The organism is Sphingopyxis sp. GW821-FHT02C12 (genome assembly GCF_059421785.1).
Map to the genome: position 1 here is coordinate 849,722 of NZ_JBWKVQ010000001.1, position 17,033 is coordinate 866,754.

Sequence of the window (17,033 nt, forward strand, 5' to 3'; positions counted from 1 at the left end):
TCGGCGCCGGTCCGTTCGGGTCAATCGGCAAGCGCGCGCGAACGCGCCGCCGCGGCCCCGACCACCGCCGCGGCGAGCCGGTCGATCGCATCGTCGCGGTCCATCTCGCCAAGCCCCGCCGCCGTGGTGCCGCCGGGGCTCGTCACCTGGCGCCGAAGCTCTGCCAGTTCAGCGGCGTCCTGTTCGGCCAGCGCGGCGGCGCCGGTAAAGGTCGTGCGAGCGAGTTGCATCGCGAGCGGCGGCGGCAGGCCCGCTTTTTCGCCCGCCAGCGCCAGCGCCTCGGTGAAGCGAAAAAAATAGGCCGGGCCGCTCCCCGACACCGCGGTCACCGCGTCCATCTGCGCCTCGTCGTCGAGCCAGAGCAGCGCGCCGGTCGGGGCGAGCAGGGTTTCGACGCGGGCGCGGTCTGTGGCGTCGATCGCTTCGCCCGCAGCGGCGGCGGTGATACCGCGGCCGATCGCGGCGGGGGTGTTGGGCATCGCGCGAACGATCCGCCGCGAACCCGAAAGCGCGCCGCTCAGTCCTGCCAGCGTGATCCCCGCCATGATCGAGACGAACAGCGCGCCGCCGGCGGCAAGCGGCCCGAGCGACGGCGCCAGCGATGCGAAGACCTGCGGCTTGACCGCGAGCACGACCACGAGATCGGCGGGCGCGATCGTGTCGAGCCGGTCGACGCGCGTGACGCCATCGGGGAGCGCTTCGGCGAGCGGATCGTGGACGAATATCGCTTCGCTGCCCGCCCAGCCGCGCGCCATCGCGCCGCCCATGCGTCCGCAACCGACGAGGAGCACAGGCATCAGCGCGCGTCCCTGTAGCGTTCGGCCAGCCTGTCCTGCCGCGAGCGGCTCTCGGTCTCGCGGCCTTCGACGATGACATGCAGCGCGATAGAGGAGGGTTCGAGCGGATCGCCGTCCCAGACGACGAGGTCGGCATCGGCGCCGGGCACCAGCGTCCCGCCGCCGCGGCCCCAGATCGCCAGCGGATTGATCGTCACCGCGCGCAGCGCATCGACATAGGGCAGGCCGTTCGCGACCGCGAGCCCGGCGCCTTCGCGCAGCCCCATGCCCGCATTATAGGTCGCATGGATTGCGCCGCCCGCCTGTCCGACCGCGACGCGCACGCCGGCTTTGGTCAGGATCGCGGCATTGTCCTGCCGCGCGCCGAGCTGGTCGAAACTGAACGGCAGGTTCGCGACCGGATCGAGGATCACGTCGACCTTCGCCGCGGCAAGAAGGTCGGCTGCGCGCCACGCTTCAGCCCCGCCAACGATGATCACCCTGATCCCGAAATCCGATGCCAGCACCGCCGCCTGCCGGATATCGGATTCGCGGTTGGTCTGGATCGCCAGCGGCACATTGCCTTGCAGCACGCCGCGGATCAATTCCTCGCCCGGCCGCCCACCGGGCGGGCCGCCCGCCGGGGCGTCGCCCTTGCGGTCCTTCTTTTTATCGACCGGAGGCGGCGGTGCGAGGCTGCGCTTGCCTTCGTCGAGCGCCTTGCGCAGCGCCGCCCATTGCACGCCGCGCGATCCGAGCCGGTCCCACGCACCGCCGCCGATGACGGCGTAGACGCCGACATTGGGTTTATCGAGGATGTCGACCCCGTCGCGCAGCCGCGCCAGCGCCGGCTCGCCGCTGAAAGGGGCGTGTCGCGAGGGCGACGGAAAGATGAGCGCGCGCGTGATCCCGTCGGCGCGCGCAAGGCTGACGAGCGTCGAGTTGCCGTTGAGCGCCCGGCTGACGTCATTGCCCGGATTGCGTTCGTCGGCCGAGCCGGTGTCGCTGGTGTCGGGCGATCCCGATATTTCGACGAGGCCGATCTGGGTCGCGCCGTTGACGAGGCCCGGCGTCACGGGTTTACCGCGCGCGTCGATGACGCTGGCGCCTTCGGGCACGCCGCCGCCCGCGGCGACCGAGACGATGCGCCCGTTCGCGATGACGATCGTCGCGTCGCGGACCGGCGTATCGGCGTCCAGCGTCCAGGCGTCGGCGTGGATCACCGCGATCGTCTGCGCCGCGGCGGGGGCGGCGAGCGCAAGCGCGAGCAGGCTGACGAGCGCTCTCACTGGCCAATCCCCCCGCGCCCGAGTTCAAAGTCGGATACCGGCTCCGTGCGCGGTTTGGAACGGTCCCAGGCGATCGCGCCGCCGATGAGGACAAGGTCGGCGCGGCTGTAGATGCTGAACGGATCGCCCGACCAGAGGACGATGTCCGCCTCGAAACCCGGGGCGAGCGTGCCGATGCGTTTTTCGAGCCCGAGCAGCTTCGCCGGGTTGCTCGTCGTCCATTTGATCATTGTCTCGGGCGGCGTGTCGATGCCGATGCGCCGTCCCGCCGCCGCCGCCTTCGCCGCCGCGATATTGAGCCGCTGGCCGTCGTTCGCCGAATCCGAATGCATCATCACGCAGACCCCGGCGCGTTCGAGCAACGGCGCCTCGGCGCGGATCGCGTCCTGCGCCTCGACCTTGAAGCCCCACCAATCGGCCCACACCGCGGCGCAGGTCCCCGCCTCGCGCAGCAGGCCGGGGATCTTGTACGCCTCGGTCGCGTGATGGACCGCGCCGATGCGGAAACCGAACTCCTTCGCGACCGACAGCACCGCCGCGATATCGCCCGCGCGGTAGCAGTGGAGATTGACGCGGACATCACCCGCGAGGATGCCGGCGACCGCTTCCAGCTTCAGGTCGCGCGGCGGCATGGTGCCGGCCCCGGCGCGCGCCTGTTCAACCGCGCGCTTGTAGCGCTGCGCGTCGAGGAACTCCTGCCGCATATAGCTGATCACACCCTGCCGGCTCGTCGGCCCTTCATTGTCGTCGTCGGCGCCCCAGCTCTTGGGATTTTCGCCGCACGCCATCTTGAAGCCCTGCACCCCTCCGGTCACCTTCATGTCCCACACAGTCGCGCCGCGAACCGGTTTCACCACCACCGAGCGGCCGGCGAAGATCGGGGTCGAGCCGGGCAATATCTGGGTCGTGGTCACGCCGTTCGCGAGCGCCCGGTCGAACGCCATATCCTGCGCGTTGACCGCGGTTTCAATCCAGGTGTCGGCCGCATTGGGGGTGCTGACCTCCGACACGTCGGAGGCTTCGCGGTCGATCGCGGTGAGCGGCAGTACGAAGGTGCCGTTGTGCGTGTGGACGTCGATCACCCCGGGGGTGATCCAGCGCCCGCGCGCATCGACCTCGCGGACGCCGGGGTTTGCGAGATTCCGGCCCAGCGCGACGATCTTGCCGCCGCGAAGGAGGATGTCGCCGCCGTCGATCCGCCCGCCGGCGCCATCGAGGATGGTGGCACCGCGCAGCAGCATGTCGTCCGCCGGCGGCGCGTGATAGCGGCTCGGGAAAGGGTCCTGCTGCCACGGCCATGACGCCTGGCGCTGCGCCCCCGCCGGGCCGGCCGTGCACAGGATCGCGCCGATCGCGGCAAGCAGTCCGATCCGCTTCATGCTCATGATCGCCCCCCGTTGAACCGCCGCATCCAGTCCGTCATCGCCGCGTCGGGAAGCGTCCCGAGGATCGATGCCAGCGCCTCCTTGCTTTCGTCCTGCCCGAGCTTGAACTTACCCGTCAGCCCGGTGACCGTCGCACGAAATCCGATGATGCGGCCGAGCATGCCATGGTAGCGCTCGCCAAGCTCTTCCTTCGACCAGGGCTGGAGCCGCCCCTTTTCCATCGCGTCGATGAGCAGGTCGAGCGAGGGTTCGGTCAAGGCCTCGTCGAAGCGGACCTCGGCGCGGACCTTGATCTGCGCATAGTTCCAGGTCGGCGCCCAGTCGCGAAGCCCCGCATGTTCGGGACTGACATAGCTGTCCGGACCCTGAAAGAGGATCGTCGCGCGCGGATCGGACAGGAGTGCGGCATGAAGCGGGTTGGTCCGCATGAGGTGGCCGATCAGTTCGACCAGATCCCCTTGCGCGTCGAAGCGGCCGATCAGCGGCAACAGGCTCGCCTCGATGTCGGCCGCGCCGCCGCCGCAAACCCAGGCGAGCGGATAATCCTCCACCAGCTTGCGTACATCGGCCCCGTCAAATCGTTCGAAAAGCGTCACGCCGCCCCCTGAGAAAAGCCTTTCGTGCTCCGCCCCGCGACTCATCGCCGGCCCGGCACGCACCCCGTCGTACCGTTCTTGTCGAGCAGCCTTGGCTCTCCGACAAGCACCAAAAAAAGAAAGCTGGGGGGACCAGCGGGCACTTGCCGCGCCGCCCTGCCCTCGTTACCCTTGGCTCCCGACTCGAAGGATTTCTTCGGAAAGGACTGGTCCAATGCTCCGACCCTGGCAGGTGAGCCTCAGCGAACGGATCGATCCGTCGCGCGAGACCCCCATCTATATGCAGATCATCCAGGCGCTGATTCGCGACATCGAGCGCGGCAAGCTGACATCGGGGACCTATCTGCCCAGCAGCCGCGAAATGGCGAAGATATTGGGGGTCAACCGCAAGACCGTCGTTTTCGCCTATGAGGATCTCATCGCGCAGGGCTGGCTCGATTCCGCCGGCACGCGCGGCACGATGGTCGCGGCAGCGCTGCCCGACCCGGTCAAGCGTCAGCAGGGCGATGTCGAACTGACGATGAGCAGCGTGCGGGTCGACTATCGCTATTCCGAGCCGCCGGCGCGGCCGATCGCGCTGCCCGGCGGATCGGGGCTGAAGATCGACGAAGGCGCCCCCGACGGGCGGCTTTTTCCCACCGAATTGTTGGCGCGCGCCTATCGCGGCGCGACGAACCGGGCGGCCGAGATCAACGGCTTCCAATATGGCGACCCGCGCGGGTCCCCCGCACTGCGCGAGGGCATCGCGTCGATGCTGCGCGGCCAGCGCGGGCTTTCGGTGACCGCCGAAAATATCTGCATCACGCGCGGCAGCCAGAACGGGATATTCCTCGCCTCGCAGGTGCTCCTTCGCCCCGGCGATTCGGTGGTCGTCGAAGCGCTGACCTATGAGCCGGCGGTCGCGGCGTTTCGCGCTTTCGGCGCCAATATCGTGCCGGTCGGGCTCGACGAGGACGGGATCGACATCGACGCGGTGGAGCATGCGTGCCGCCGCAACGCGGTCCGCGCGGTTTTCGTTACCCCGCACCACCAGTTTCCGACGACGGTCTCGCTGCGCCCCGAACGGCGGCTCCGCCTGCTCGAACTCGCGCGCCAGTTCGGCTTCGCGATCATCGAGGATGACTATGATCACGAGTTTCATTTCCATTCGCAGCCGCTGCTGCCGCTCGCGAGCTATGGTCCAGGTCAGGTCATCTATGTCGGATCGATGTCGAAGCTGCTGCTGCCGGCGCTGCGCATCGGCTATGTCGCGGCGCCCCCCGCCATCGTCGATGCGATCGCGCACCGCGTCTCGCTGACCGACGGCATGGGCAATGCGCTAACCGAGGATGCCGCGGCGGAGCTGATCGAGAATGGCGAGTTGCGCCGCCACGCGCGCAAAGTGTGGCAGGTCTATTCCGAACGGCGCGAGAATTTCGCCGCCGAACTCGACAAGACGCTCGGCGATATCGTCCGGTACAAGATGCCCGATGGCGGGCTCGCCTTCTGGCTGCGGTTCGGGGATATCGACCTCGACCAGATGGAGGCGCGGGCGTCGGCGATGGGCCTGCGCTTCGCCTCGTCGCGCTCGTTCATGACGCATCCCGATGCCCCGCGCGGGCTGCGGATCGGTTTTGCCAGCCTGAACAGCTATGAAGCGCGCACCGCGCTCGCCGCGCTGCGCAAGGCGGCCGCAGGCTGACGCCTTGGTCCCATCGATGGCACCATTGTTGGAGGTTTTACGATCCACGGCGATGGGGAAATCTGCAACGATCCAGGAGGGAAATTCATGAAACATAATGTCGCGTTGGTTTTCGCCGCAGCCTTGCTGCCGTTCACGCCCGCAGCGGCCCAGCAGGCCCCGGCGCCCGCTCCGGCCGCCGAAAAAGCGGCCTGGCCCGAGGCCTGGTTCGAAATCTTCAAGCTCGCCCCCGGCAAGCAGGAAGAGTTCATCCGCCGCATCGCGCAGGCCGACGAGGTCGCTGCCGCCGGCGGTTTTCCGCCGACCCAGCTGTTCTTCCATGAAAATGGCGCCGATTTCGACGTCATCCTGTTCAAGCCGGTGACCGGTATCGAGCCGACCCCCGCGCAGGAAGCGGCGATGGACAAGAAGCGCAAGGAGCTCGGTCTGCCGAGCGGCCCCGCCTATTTCGTCAACATCCGCGAACTGGTCGCCGAACATACCGATTCCAAGACCTATGGCCCGCTCTCGGCGGCGACATGGCTCGGACGCCTCGACACATGGCGTGCCGAGAACCCGCCGCGCAAATCGGTGGCGACCAAGTGATGATCGGCCGCCGCACGCTCCTCGCCGTCGCCGGCGGAACCGCTGCGGCGGCCGTCTCCCGCGCCGCCTTTGCCAAGGGCGGCGACACGCTCGACACGGCCTATATCAACGGCCGCATCTGGACCGGAGCCGGCCCGGCGACCTTCAGCGACGCGATCGGCGTCAAGGGCGACCGCATCGCCGCGATCGGCGCCGACGCGGTTCGCTCGCGCACCGGCAAGGCCACGCAGGTCATCGACCTGAAGGGCGCCTTCGTCACCCCGGGCTTCATCGACCCGCACGTCCATTTCGTAATCGCATCGACGATGCTGTCGCAGCCGTCGCTGCGCGACGCCGAAAACCCCAAAGCATTCGTCGACCGCATCGCCGCGGCGGCGAAAGCGCTGCCCAGGGGCGAATGGCTGCAGGGCGGCAATTGGGACCAGGACCGCTGGGGCGGCGAGATGCCGCACAAGGACTGGATCGACGCGGTCACCCCCGACACGCCGGTCGCGGTCATCCGTTACGACCTCCACATGTTGTTCCTCAACTCGCTGGCGCTCAAGCTGGCAGGCATCGACCGCAACACCCCCGACGTGCCCGGCGGGGTGATCGAACGCGATGCGAAAGGCGAACCGACCGGCATCATCAAGGATGCGGCGAAAGAATTGGTGAACCGCGCGATCGGCACGCCAACGCCGGCGCAGATCGACGCGACGGTCGAGCGCGGCATCGCGATCGCGCTGAGCAAGGGCGTGACGCAGGTCCACCCGACCGAACTCGAAACGAGCAGCTTCGATTCCACCCGCCGCCTGCGCGCGAAGGGCGAAACCGGGCTGCGTTTCCGCCACTATCTGCCGCTCAAGGATTGGGAAGCGCAGGTCGAACTGATCAAGCGCGAGGGGCGCGGCGACGACTGGGTGCAGTGGGGGGCGTGCAAGGTCGTGTTCGACGGCTCGCTCGGGTCACGCACCGCGCGCTTTTACGAACCCTATGCCGACGATCCGGCGACGCGCGGCATCGTCGTCACCGACCCGGCCGACCTCAAGGCCTGGATCACCGGCGCCGACAAGGCCGGGCTGCAGGTGACCACCCACGCGATCGGCGACGAGGCGAACGACATCGTGCTCGACACCCTCGCCGCGGTCGCCAAGGCCAATGGTCCGCGCGACCGGCGTTTCCGCGTCGAGCATGTCCAGCATATGAAGCCGCACGCGATCGCGCGATTCAAGAAACAGGGCGTCATCGCCTCGGTCCAGCCCTATCATGCGATCGACGACGGCCGCTGGGCGGTGCGCCGGATCGGCGAGGAGCGGCTCAAGACCAGCTTCGCCTTCGGCTCGCTCGTCCGCTCGGGCGCGCATGTCTGCATGGGGTCCGACTGGCCGGTCGCGCCGATCGACCCGCTGACCGGACTCGAAGCCGCGGTCGACCGCGAAACGCTCGACGGGCTGAACCCGAACGGCTGGTTTCCCGAACAGCGCGTCACGCTGGCCCAAGCGATGCACAGCTACACCCAGGAAGGCGCCTATGCCGGCTTCAACGAGAAGAAGATGGGCGCGATCGTGCCAGGCTTGCTTGCCGACTTTGTGGTGTGGGACCGCGATCTATTTGCTATCGACTCGCATTTGCTTGTAGAAGCAAAAGTGCTCCAGACGATCGTCGGAGGAATGCAGCGTTACGGCTGAAAACTTCAGCCGTTTGTAACATAAATGCAAAGTTGGTCCCCAGTCGGCGCAACGAACTGGATGTTTAATGGCCCAATCGACGATCTAAGGTCGCAATACCGATAAGAGGCTTGGCCCCGTGCTCTGCCCACTCGGGAGGGATACTGGACACCAACAGGGGGGAATGAACATGGTTGCCTATCGCAACATCTATCGGGGAAGCGCGCTTACCGTTCTGGGCGTGGCGCTCCTTTCGACCGCGCCGGCCTTTGCACAGGACAGCGCCGAAGACAGCGAGAGCATCGTCGTCACCGCACAGCGCAACAACCAGACGCAGGTTTCCCGCGAGGGATCGCTCGGCGCGCTGGGCAACATCGACGCCATGGACGCCCCCTTTGCGGTCAAGTCCTATAACGAAACGCTGATCCTCAACCAGCAGTCGCTGTCGCTCGGCGCGGTGCTGGAAAACGATCCTTCGGTCCGCACCTCACTCGGTTTCGCCAACGCGTCCGAACAGTTCGTGATCCGTGGTTTTCCGCTGTTCGGCGAGGATATCGCGATCGACGGTCTGTACGGCGTCACGCCGCGCCAGCTCGTTTCGCCCGAACTCTATGACCAGGTCCAGATTCTGAACGGCGCCAGTTCCTTCCTGTTCGGCGCCGCGCCGGGCGGCACCGCGCTCGGCGGCACCGTCAACCTCTCGCCTAAGCGCGCGAAGGACAAGGACACCAACCGCGTCACCGCCAATTACCTGTCCGATGCGCATTTTGGCGGCGCTTTCGACTTCGGTCGCCGCTTTGGCGGTGAAGGCGAATTCGGCGTCCGGATCAACGGCGCGGGCCGCTGGGGCGATATCGCCATCGACGACGAATATCGCAGCTCGACTGTGCTCGGCGCGGCATTCGATTATCGTTCGGGGCCGCTGCGCGTGTCGCTCGACCTCGCCTATCAGCGCGCCAAGGTCCAACATATGCGCCCGATGGTTCAGCTCGCCTTCGGCGTCACGACCATTCCCGACGTGCCGAGCGCGAGCGGCAACTATGGCCAAGAGTGGAATTATACGACGCTCCGCGACATCTTCGGCATCGCAAAGCTCGAATATGATATCGCCGACAACTTCACCTTCTACGCTGCCGTCGGCGCACGTGACGCCGCCGAGCGGGGCCGCTACCAGAGCCTGACGATCGACAATCTGGTCAACCCCGGCGACGGTTACGCCACCGGTTCGAACATTCCGCGCAACGATAATAACGAGGCCGGACAGGTCGGGCTGCGCGGCCATTTCGCGACCGGGCCGATCACGCACCAGATCAACGTCGGCGGCTCGCATAGCCGCTACGTCAATCGCAACGCCTATCAGTTCGGGATCTTTTCGCGCGGGCCCACCAACGGCACCAACCTTTATGACCCCGTCGATGTGGCGCAGCCGGCGTTCAATTTCTTCTTAGGCGGCAATATCGCCGATCCCTTCCCGATCAGCCGTACTCGCCTGACCAGCTTCTTCGCGTCGGACACGATCGGCGCCTTCGACGACAAGCTGCTCGTGACCGTCGGCCTGCGCCGCCAGAAGATCGAGACCAGCAGCTATTCCTATGCCAATGGCGCAAAGACCGGCGGCTATAAAGAAAGCGCGACCACCCCGGTCGTCGGGATCGTCGTCAAACCGAGCGAGAATTTCTCGATCTATGGCAACCGCATCGAGGGTCTGGCGCAGGGTCCGGCGGCGCCTGCCGGCACCTCGAACGTCGGCGAGATTTTCCCGCCCTTCAAGAGCGTGCAATATGAAATCGGTGGCAAGGTGTCGTTCGGCAACTGGAACGCGTCGGCGGCGCTGTTTACGACCGATCGGCCGCAGTCGTTCGTCAGTCCCGACCCCGACGGCGCGGGTCCGCTGCTGCCGGTCTTCACGGTCGACGGCTTGCAGCGCAACCAGGGCTTCGAGCTGAGCTTCGACGGCGAGCCGACCAAGGGCCTGCGCATCATCGCCGGCGTGTCGATCACCGACGCGACGCAGAAGAAGACGACGGGCGGCGCGACCGACGGCCGCGACGCGATCGGCGTGCCCAAATACACCGCGAACGCGAACGTCGAATGGGACCTTGGCTTCCTGCCCGGTGTCACGCTGACCGGCCGCGTCATCCAGACGGGCAAGCAGGCGTTCAACCTGACCAACACGATGGAACTGGGCGAGTGGACCCGCTTCGACCTCGGCGCGCGCTATGTCGTCGCGGCGGGCGAGACCCCGATCACCTTCCGCTTCAACGTCGATAACGTGGCGAACAATGCCTATTGGTCCTCGTCGCTCGGCGGCTATCTGGTCCAGGGCCAGCCGCGGACGTTCAAGACCTCGGTGACCGTCGAATTCTGATCGGCGATCCAAATCCAGACGCTCTCACGGCCCGGCTGGCAACAGCCGGGCCTTTTTCCTGCGCAATGCTCGATCCGAAAATCGCCCTTGGCCCCATCCATTATCCCAAAGTGGATGTTTAGGGGACCCAATCCCGAGGCCAGAAGGGCAGGATGAGCGAGGCTGTTTCCAGCGGGCGCAAGCCCTTCCGCCGGTCGATCCTGACCATCCATCGCTGGCTGAGCATCGGCGCCGCGATCTTCTGGCTGCTGCAGGCGCTGACCGGCATCGCGATCGTCTTCCATTGGGAAATCACCGACGCACAGCTTTCGAGCGCGCACCGCGCGACCGACCTTGTCGCCATCGAACGCCGCATCGACGCGCTGGTCGCCGAGGACGCCGGCTCTCGCGCCATGACCGTGTGGACGACCGGCAGCGGCACCGACCGGTTCAACATCTATCTGCAGGACAAGGATGGCGAAAGCACATCGGTCCGTATCCTCGGCGACGGGACGGTCATCGACCGCCCGCGCGCTGAGGAAACCCGGCTGATGGGGTTCCTGGTCGATTTTCATCACGATCTGCTCGGCAGCTGGGGAAGCTGGATCGTCGCGATCAGCGGCCTCCTCCTCTGCTCGAACCTCCTTCTCGGCCTGGTCGCCGCCTGGCCGAAGCGCGGAACCTGGCGGCGGGCGCTGACGCCCGCGCAAAAGGGGCCGCCCGCGGCGCGCCTGTACGGCTGGCACCGCGCGCTCGGGCTATGGGTCGCGCTTCCCGCGCTCGTCATCGCGGCAACGGGCACGCTGATGAAATTCGAGGATGGCGTCGGCGATCTGATCGGCGCGAAGAGCGTCGCGTTGCCGGCCGTGCCCACCACGGGACCCTCGATCGGATTTGCGCAAGCGGCGCAAGCGGCGATCGACGCGGTGCCCGGCAGCAGCCTGACGCAGGTCGCCTGGCCCAGGGACGGCGACGCGACCTACTATGTCCGCGTCAACGCCCCGGGCGAAATCCGTCGCGCCTATGGCGACACGCGGGTGCTGATCGACGCCAACACCGGCGCGGTGCGCGGGGTCTTCCCGATCGCCGAGGCCGAACCGGCGCGCGCCTTCATGAGCGCGCTGTTCCCGATCCATACGGGCGAAGCCGGCGGGATCATCGGCCGCGTCCTGTCGATCGCCGTCGGCCTGTGGCTCATTACGATGATCGTCGCCGGGCTGTTGCTGTGGCTGAAACGCCGAAAGCCGCGGGGTCGGGCGTCAGCCTCGCGTCAGTGACAGACGCCGACATCGCGAACGCACGCCGCCGCGACGCGGCTCCGTCAATTCCGGGAGAACCCAATATGCAACTGCGCCCCCTTTTTCTTGCCGCAACGGCGCTCAGCCTTGCCATGCCCGCGCAGGCGCAGGACAGCCGTCTCGATGCGCTCGAACGCCGTATCGCCGAACAGGACCGGCGGATCGCGGACCTTGAGGCGCTGGTCACCCGGCAAGCGGATCTGCTGCAGCGGACAAGCGCACCGGCTCCGGTCGCCTCGCCCCCCGCACCTGCTCCGGTCCTTGCGGCACCCGCCACCGCAAACGCGGCGCCCGACGGCCTGTTCCGCATTCCCGGCCTCGACGTCGCCGGCGACATGCGCGTCCGTCAGGAATGGAATTTCGTCGACGGCCGCGACCGGTCGCGAACCGCGGTGCGTGCGCGGGTGCGCGCATCCTATGCCGTGTCGGACCATTTTTCGGTGGGGACGCAGATCGCAACCGGCGATCCCGACGACCCCAATTCGACCGACCTGACGCTCGGCAATTTCGTCGATGATTTCCAGGTGTCGCTCGATCAGGCGTGGATCCGCTATGCGAACGGCGGCTTCACGACCTATGCCGGCAAATTCCCGCAGCAGTTCCAGCGGACCGACATGCTGTGGGACGGCGACGTTTCGCCGCAGGGCGTCGCCGCGGCCTATGGCGGGAATATCGGCACGGCGCGCGTCGATGCGCGCGGGCTGTGGTTCGTCATCGACGAGGCCTCGGTCGCCCGCGACAGCGACATGCTCGGCGGCCAGCTGGCGCTTTCGGCGCCGCTCGCCAGCGATTTCAAGGCGGGGTTGACCGGCAGCTATTATCATTATCGCCTCGGTTCGGTCGCGGGGGCCGATGCCGGCGATTTTCGCGGCAATCTGATCTCGGGCGGGCGCTATCTGTCCGACTTTCACCTGCTCGAAGGCATCGGCACGCTAGGCTGGGCCGGGCCGTCGCCGCGTTGGCCGCTGAGCTTCACCGCCGACTATGTCCACAATCTGGGCGCGGCGGTGTCGGGAGACACCGCCTTCAACCTCGAACTTGCCGCGGGGCGTACCGCGCAGCCCGGCGACTGGCGCATCGCCTATAATTATTCGGAAGTTCAGGTCGATTCGGTGCTCGCGGCCTTCAGCCACGACAATATCGACCTGTCGACCAACTATAAGCTCCACGGGGTCGGCATCGGCTATGTCCCGGCGCCGCATCTGCAGCTCGATCTGCTCTGGTATCATTATCGCCCGCTCGATCCGGCTTATGCGGGCGGCCTGTCGTCAAGCGACTGGCTCGATCGCATCCGCCTCGCCTTCATGGTCAGCTTCTGATGCTGGTGTCCGCGATCGCGCTTGTCGCCTCGGCGGGGTCCGCGGTCGAGACCGCACCACACCCGACCCACCATGACCACCTGCCGCACAGCCACACCCATGCCCCGGCCGAGATCGACGAAGAGCATGGCCCGATCTTGCTGCAGGTCACCTATACCGGCGAGGTCATGGGCAATGCTTCGGGCGGGCTGCGGCGCGGCACCCGCTATCTCGACAATCTCGACATCGTGTTCGAGGCCGATATGGAAAAGCTCGCCGGCTGGACCGGCGCGCAGGTTCACATCTATGGCCTGTACAACAATGGTCGGTCGATCAGCGACCTGGTCGGCGACACGCAGGCGGTGAGCAATATCGAGGCCGGCACGCGTGCGCTGCAGCTCTATGAAGCCTGGATCGACCAGAAATTTGGAGAAACGCTGTCGCTCAAGGCCGGTCTCTACGACCTCAATTCAGAGTTCGACGCGCTCCACACGGCGGGGCTCTTCGTCAGCAGCCCGCACGGCATCGGCACCGATTTTGCGCAGAGCGGCCGCAACGGTCCCTCGATCTTTCCCTCGACTTCGCTGGCGGCGCGGTTGCATTGGGAGCCCGCCGACGGCTGGGCGATCCGTGCCGCAGTCCTCGACGGCGTGCCCGGCAATCCCGATCATCCGGGCCGCACCGCGATCCGGCTGGGACAGGGCGACGGCACGCTGCTCGTCGGCGAGGTCCAGGCGCCGCTCGGGGGCGGGAAGCTTCTCCTCGGGCACTGGCACTATACGGCGCGCTTCGACCTGAACGACGGCGGCGGAACCGGCAAAGGCAATGCCGGGACCTATGTCCGCGGTGAGTTTCCGCTGATCGAAAAGGCCGACCGAAAGCTCGATGCCTTTTTCCGGCTCGGCAAGGCGGCCGGCCGTTTCAACATGTTCGATGCTTTTGTCAGCGGCGGATTGAAATTCAGCGGCTGGGTGCCGGGACGCGACAAGGACGAGTTCGGCATCGCTTTCGCGGCCGCCTTCACATCCGACAGCCATCGCGCGGCAACCGGTGCGACCGCGTCGGAGATGGCGATCGAGGTGAGCTATCGCGCGCCGATCGCGCCCTGGCTCACGCTCCAGCCCAGCCTCCACTACATCCGCAGACCGTCCGCCGATCGCACGATTGCCGATGCGCTCGTCATCGGGCTTCGCGCCGAGGCGAGTTTTGCCGTCGCGGGTTTCTAGGCCCCGCGGCACGGCCGATCACCGATCGCTCCCGGCAGGCCTGTTCCGACGGACCTCAGGGCCACCCGCCGCAACTTTTTGTATTTCAAGGAATGGAGCGGGTGAAGGGAATCGAACCCTCGTCACTTGCTTGGGAAGCAAAAGCTCTACCATTGAGCTACACCCGCGCGCCGTCGACGCGTGCCGATGTGCGGCCTTTGCCGCCATCCGCGCCGCCGGTCAATATCGGATGCAAGGACGGCGCTGACGGAAAAACGGGTTGTGGCATCGCGGCGCGGGCAATAGGCGGCATTCCAACGACAAGAAATGGAAGGATGCCGGTGTTCGATACGCTCACCCTCGCCAGCCTGCCCGCCGCGGACGAGGCGTTGCGCCCGGCGATCCGCGCGCTCGCCGATGAGGCGGCGGCGCAGGCCTCCGCCGATGTCCGTGCGCGCTCTTGGTCGGGCTTCGACCCCGCTTTCAGCCGCCGCCTCGGCGCGGCGGGCTTCCTCGGCCTGACCCTGCCCAAGGCCTATGGCGGGCAGGAGCGCGGCCCCTTCGCGCGCTTCGTCGTCGTCGAGGAGCTGTTGTCGGCGGGCGCCCCCGTCGCGGCGCATTGGATCGCCGACCGCCAGAGCGCGCCGCTGATCCTCAACTATGGCAGCGAGGCGCAGCGCAGCTTCTACATCCCGCGCATCTGCCGCGGCGAACTCGTTTTCTGCATCGGGATGAGCGAGCCGGGGTCGGGGTCCGACCTTGCGAGCGTCCGCACCCGCGCCGACCGCACCAAAAGCGGCTGGCGCGTCAACGGGCAGAAGATCTGGACCACCAATGCGATGCACGGCGATTATATGATCGCACTGCTCCGCACCTCGGGCACCAGCGAGGATCGCCACGGCGGCCTGTCGCAGCTGATCATCGACCTGAAGGCGCCGGGCGTCACCGTCCGCCCGATCACCGACCTCGCGGGCGATGCCCATTTCGCCGAAGTCTTCTTCGACAATGTCGATCTGCCCGCCGATGCGTTGATCGGCCATGAGGGTGAGGGATGGAAGCAGGTCACCGCCGAACTCGCGTTCGAGCGCAGCGGGCCCGAGCGCATCTATTCGAGCGTCGTGCTACTCGACGCATGGATCGCGCATCTGCGCGGCATGAGGCGTGACGATGCGGCGACGCTGTCGCTCGTCGGCGACTTCACCGCGCGCCTCGCAACCTTGCGCGCGATGTCGATCGCCTGCACCGCGCGGCTGGCGCTGGGCGAAAGCCCGGTGACCGAGGCGTCTTTGGTCAAGGACCTCGGCACCGCGTTCGAACAGGAACTGCCGGTGGCGATCGGCGACGATCTCGCCGCGCATCCCGAGGAAGCGGTCGATGCCGAACTCTATCGTACTTTGATGTTTGTCACGCACGTGGCGCCCAGCTTCTCGCTGCGCGGCGGCACGCGCGAGGTGTTGCGCGGGATCATCGCGCGCGGAATGGGGCTACGCTGATGAGCGAATTTCTCGAACCGTTCGAGCGGATGCTCGAGGATATCGCGCACCCCGCCGCGGTGCGCGCGATCGAACAGGGCAGCAGCATCGACGCGATGTGGAGAGCCTTCGCCGAGTCAGGCTTCCTCGATGCGCTGGTGCCCGAGGAGCGCGGCGGCTCAGGCCTGCCACTTTCCGAGGTGCAGCCGCTGTGGATGGCGCTCGGCCGCCATGCGGTACCATTGCCGGTCGGCGAAACGATGATCGCGCGGGCGCTGCTCGCCGATGCGCCCGAAGCTCCGGTCGCGCTGGCGGTCGCCGAAGGTGCGGCCGTCGTCGTGCCATGCGGACTGGTCGCGGCGCATCTTCTGGTCGAAACCGGTGATGGTCTCCATCTGATCGAAGCGAAGGGCGAAGCAACCGGCGTACCCGCGAGCCTCGCCGCGCGGTTCGATCTCGGCGCGCTGCCCGCGCCGGTCGTGCCCGCGCCCGAAGGCGGCCTTCGTGGCCTCGCTGCGATCCTACGCGCGGCGCTGATCGCCGGCGCCGCCGAGCGGCTCACCGCGATGACCGCTACCTATGCCAATGAGCGCGTCCAGTTCGGCAAGCCGATCGGCCGCCAGCAAGCGTTGCAGCAGCAGATGGCGGTGATGGCCGAGGAAATGGTCGCCGCGCGCGTCGCGTCGCAGCTCGGCTGCGCGGGCACCTTCCCGCCGCCGCTCGTGGCCGCCGCCACCGCCAAGTCGGTCGCGAGCCGCGCCGCCGCGCGCGTCGCTGCCACCGCGCATGCGGTACATGGCGCGATCGGGATCAGCGAGGAGCACGACCTCCAGCTCTTCACCCGCCGCCTCCACGAATGGCGCCTCGCCGACGGGTCGGAGACCTATTGGAACCGCCTGCTCGGCGCCGCGCGGCTGGGCGATGCCGGCCGGTCGGTCGACTATGTGCGCGAGGCTTTCGCCTAGCGCGCCGATTCGAGGATCGTCTCCATCGCGACGAAGGTCGAGGTGCTCGCGACATGCGGCAGGCTCGAAATCTTCTCGCCCAGCACGATGCGATAGCGGCGGATGTCGGGGGTGCGGACCTTGAGCAGATAGTCGAAGCTGCTCGCGATCATGTGGCATTCCTCGACCTCGGGGATTTGCCGCACCGCCGTATTGAACCGGCGCAGCGCATCCTCGCGCGTGTCGGACAATTTGACCTCGGTAAAGGCGACATGGTCGAGACCGACCTTGGCGGGATCGACTATCGCGCGAAAGCCGGTGATCAGCCCGCTGTCGACCAGCCGCTTGACGCGCGCCTGGCAGGGCGTCTTCGACAGCCCCACCTGCGCCGCGAGGTCGGTGTAGGTGATCCGCCCGTCGCGGCCGAGAATGGCCAGAATCTTGCGGTCGAACTCGTCCAGATCGACCAAGGATGCGGTATTTTTCATGTAATCAGACTACGCTGATACCA

Annotated in this window: 14 protein-coding genes and 1 tRNA gene; 9 read left to right on the forward strand and 6 right to left on the reverse strand. The window is 67.0% G+C overall.

Features of this window, described 5'->3' with window-relative positions:
- Positions 1 to 20 precede the first annotated feature (20 nt).
- Genes proC through AC07U1_RS03975 form a run of 4 tightly spaced genes read right to left on the reverse strand, consistent with a single transcriptional unit; the run spans position 21 to position 4,046 of the window.
- Positions 21 to 797 carry a pyrroline-5-carboxylate reductase gene (proC, locus tag AC07U1_RS03960; RefSeq protein ID WP_495177353.1) on the reverse strand — a complete coding sequence of 259 codons (777 nt, stop codon included), beginning with the start codon at positions 795 to 797 and terminating at the stop codon, positions 21 to 23.
- A complete protein-coding gene (locus tag AC07U1_RS03965) occupies positions 797 to 2,065 on the reverse strand; it encodes an amidohydrolase family protein (protein WP_495177352.1) in 1,269 nt (422 codons plus the stop codon). The genes proC and AC07U1_RS03965 overlap by 1 nt, the downstream gene beginning before the upstream one ends.
- Positions 2,062 to 3,450 (reverse strand): amidohydrolase family protein, encoded by a 1,389-nt coding sequence (locus tag AC07U1_RS03970; protein ID WP_495177351.1) that lies wholly within the window; start codon positions 3,448 to 3,450, stop codon positions 2,062 to 2,064. The genes AC07U1_RS03965 and AC07U1_RS03970 overlap by 4 nt, the downstream gene beginning before the upstream one ends.
- A complete protein-coding gene (locus AC07U1_RS03975; protein ID WP_235535591.1) occupies positions 3,447 to 4,046 on the reverse strand; it encodes an FMN-binding negative transcriptional regulator in 600 nt (199 codons plus the stop codon). The genes AC07U1_RS03970 and AC07U1_RS03975 overlap by 4 nt, the downstream gene beginning before the upstream one ends.
- A gap of 214 nt (positions 4,047 to 4,260) precedes the next feature.
- Between AC07U1_RS03975 and pdxR the strand changes: the two genes are divergently transcribed.
- The 7 genes from pdxR to AC07U1_RS04010 all read left to right on the forward strand — a co-directional run bounded on the left by pdxR (position 4,261) and on the right by AC07U1_RS04010 (position 14,127).
- Positions 4,261 to 5,727 carry a MocR-like pyridoxine biosynthesis transcription factor PdxR gene (pdxR, locus tag AC07U1_RS03980; RefSeq protein ID WP_187139998.1) on the forward strand — a complete coding sequence of 489 codons (1,467 nt, stop codon included), beginning with the start codon at positions 4,261 to 4,263 and terminating at the stop codon, positions 5,725 to 5,727.
- Between the two features lie 87 nt (positions 5,728 to 5,814).
- Positions 5,815 to 6,312, forward strand: coding sequence for a hypothetical protein (locus AC07U1_RS03985; RefSeq protein ID WP_187139997.1), 498 nt, complete (start codon positions 5,815 to 5,817; stop codon positions 6,310 to 6,312).
- Positions 6,312 to 7,979 carry an amidohydrolase gene (locus AC07U1_RS03990; RefSeq protein WP_495177350.1) on the forward strand — a complete coding sequence of 556 codons (1,668 nt, stop codon included), beginning with the start codon at positions 6,312 to 6,314 and terminating at the stop codon, positions 7,977 to 7,979. The genes AC07U1_RS03985 and AC07U1_RS03990 overlap by 1 nt, the downstream gene beginning before the upstream one ends.
- A gap of 163 nt (positions 7,980 to 8,142) precedes the next feature.
- Positions 8,143 to 10,326 (forward strand): TonB-dependent receptor, encoded by a 2,184-nt coding sequence (locus tag AC07U1_RS03995; protein ID WP_495177349.1) that lies wholly within the window; start codon positions 8,143 to 8,145, stop codon positions 10,324 to 10,326.
- Between the two features lie 152 nt (positions 10,327 to 10,478).
- Positions 10,479 to 11,582 carry a PepSY-associated TM helix domain-containing protein gene (locus tag AC07U1_RS04000; protein ID WP_495177348.1) on the forward strand — a complete coding sequence of 368 codons (1,104 nt, stop codon included), beginning with the start codon at positions 10,479 to 10,481 and terminating at the stop codon, positions 11,580 to 11,582.
- Positions 11,583 to 11,647: 65 nt separating this feature from the next.
- Positions 11,648 to 12,922 (forward strand): putative porin, encoded by a 1,275-nt coding sequence (locus AC07U1_RS04005; protein ID WP_495177347.1) that lies wholly within the window; start codon positions 11,648 to 11,650, stop codon positions 12,920 to 12,922.
- A complete protein-coding gene (locus tag AC07U1_RS04010) occupies positions 12,922 to 14,127 on the forward strand; it encodes a carbohydrate porin (RefSeq protein WP_495177346.1) in 1,206 nt (401 codons plus the stop codon). The genes AC07U1_RS04005 and AC07U1_RS04010 overlap by 1 nt, the downstream gene beginning before the upstream one ends.
- Positions 14,128 to 14,220: 93 nt before the next feature.
- Here the strand turns inward: AC07U1_RS04010 and AC07U1_RS04015 are convergent.
- Positions 14,221 to 14,294 (reverse strand) — tRNA-Gly (locus tag AC07U1_RS04015).
- A 147-nt stretch (positions 14,295 to 14,441) separates the two neighbouring features.
- Here AC07U1_RS04015 and AC07U1_RS04020 point away from each other — a divergent pair.
- Positions 14,442 to 15,599 (forward strand): acyl-CoA dehydrogenase family protein, encoded by a 1,158-nt coding sequence (locus AC07U1_RS04020; RefSeq protein ID WP_495177345.1) that lies wholly within the window; start codon positions 14,442 to 14,444, stop codon positions 15,597 to 15,599.
- A complete protein-coding gene (locus tag AC07U1_RS04025) occupies positions 15,599 to 16,543 on the forward strand; it encodes an acyl-CoA dehydrogenase family protein (RefSeq protein WP_492735297.1) in 945 nt (314 codons plus the stop codon). The genes AC07U1_RS04020 and AC07U1_RS04025 overlap by 1 nt, the downstream gene beginning before the upstream one ends.
- Here the strand turns inward: AC07U1_RS04025 and AC07U1_RS04030 are convergent.
- Complete coding sequence (locus AC07U1_RS04030; RefSeq protein ID WP_492735296.1) at positions 16,540 to 17,010, reverse strand: Lrp/AsnC family transcriptional regulator; 471 nt, start codon at positions 17,008 to 17,010, stop codon at positions 16,540 to 16,542. The two genes, AC07U1_RS04025 and AC07U1_RS04030, sit on opposite strands and share 4 nt — an antisense overlap.
- Positions 17,011 to 17,033: the final 23 nt, after the last annotated feature.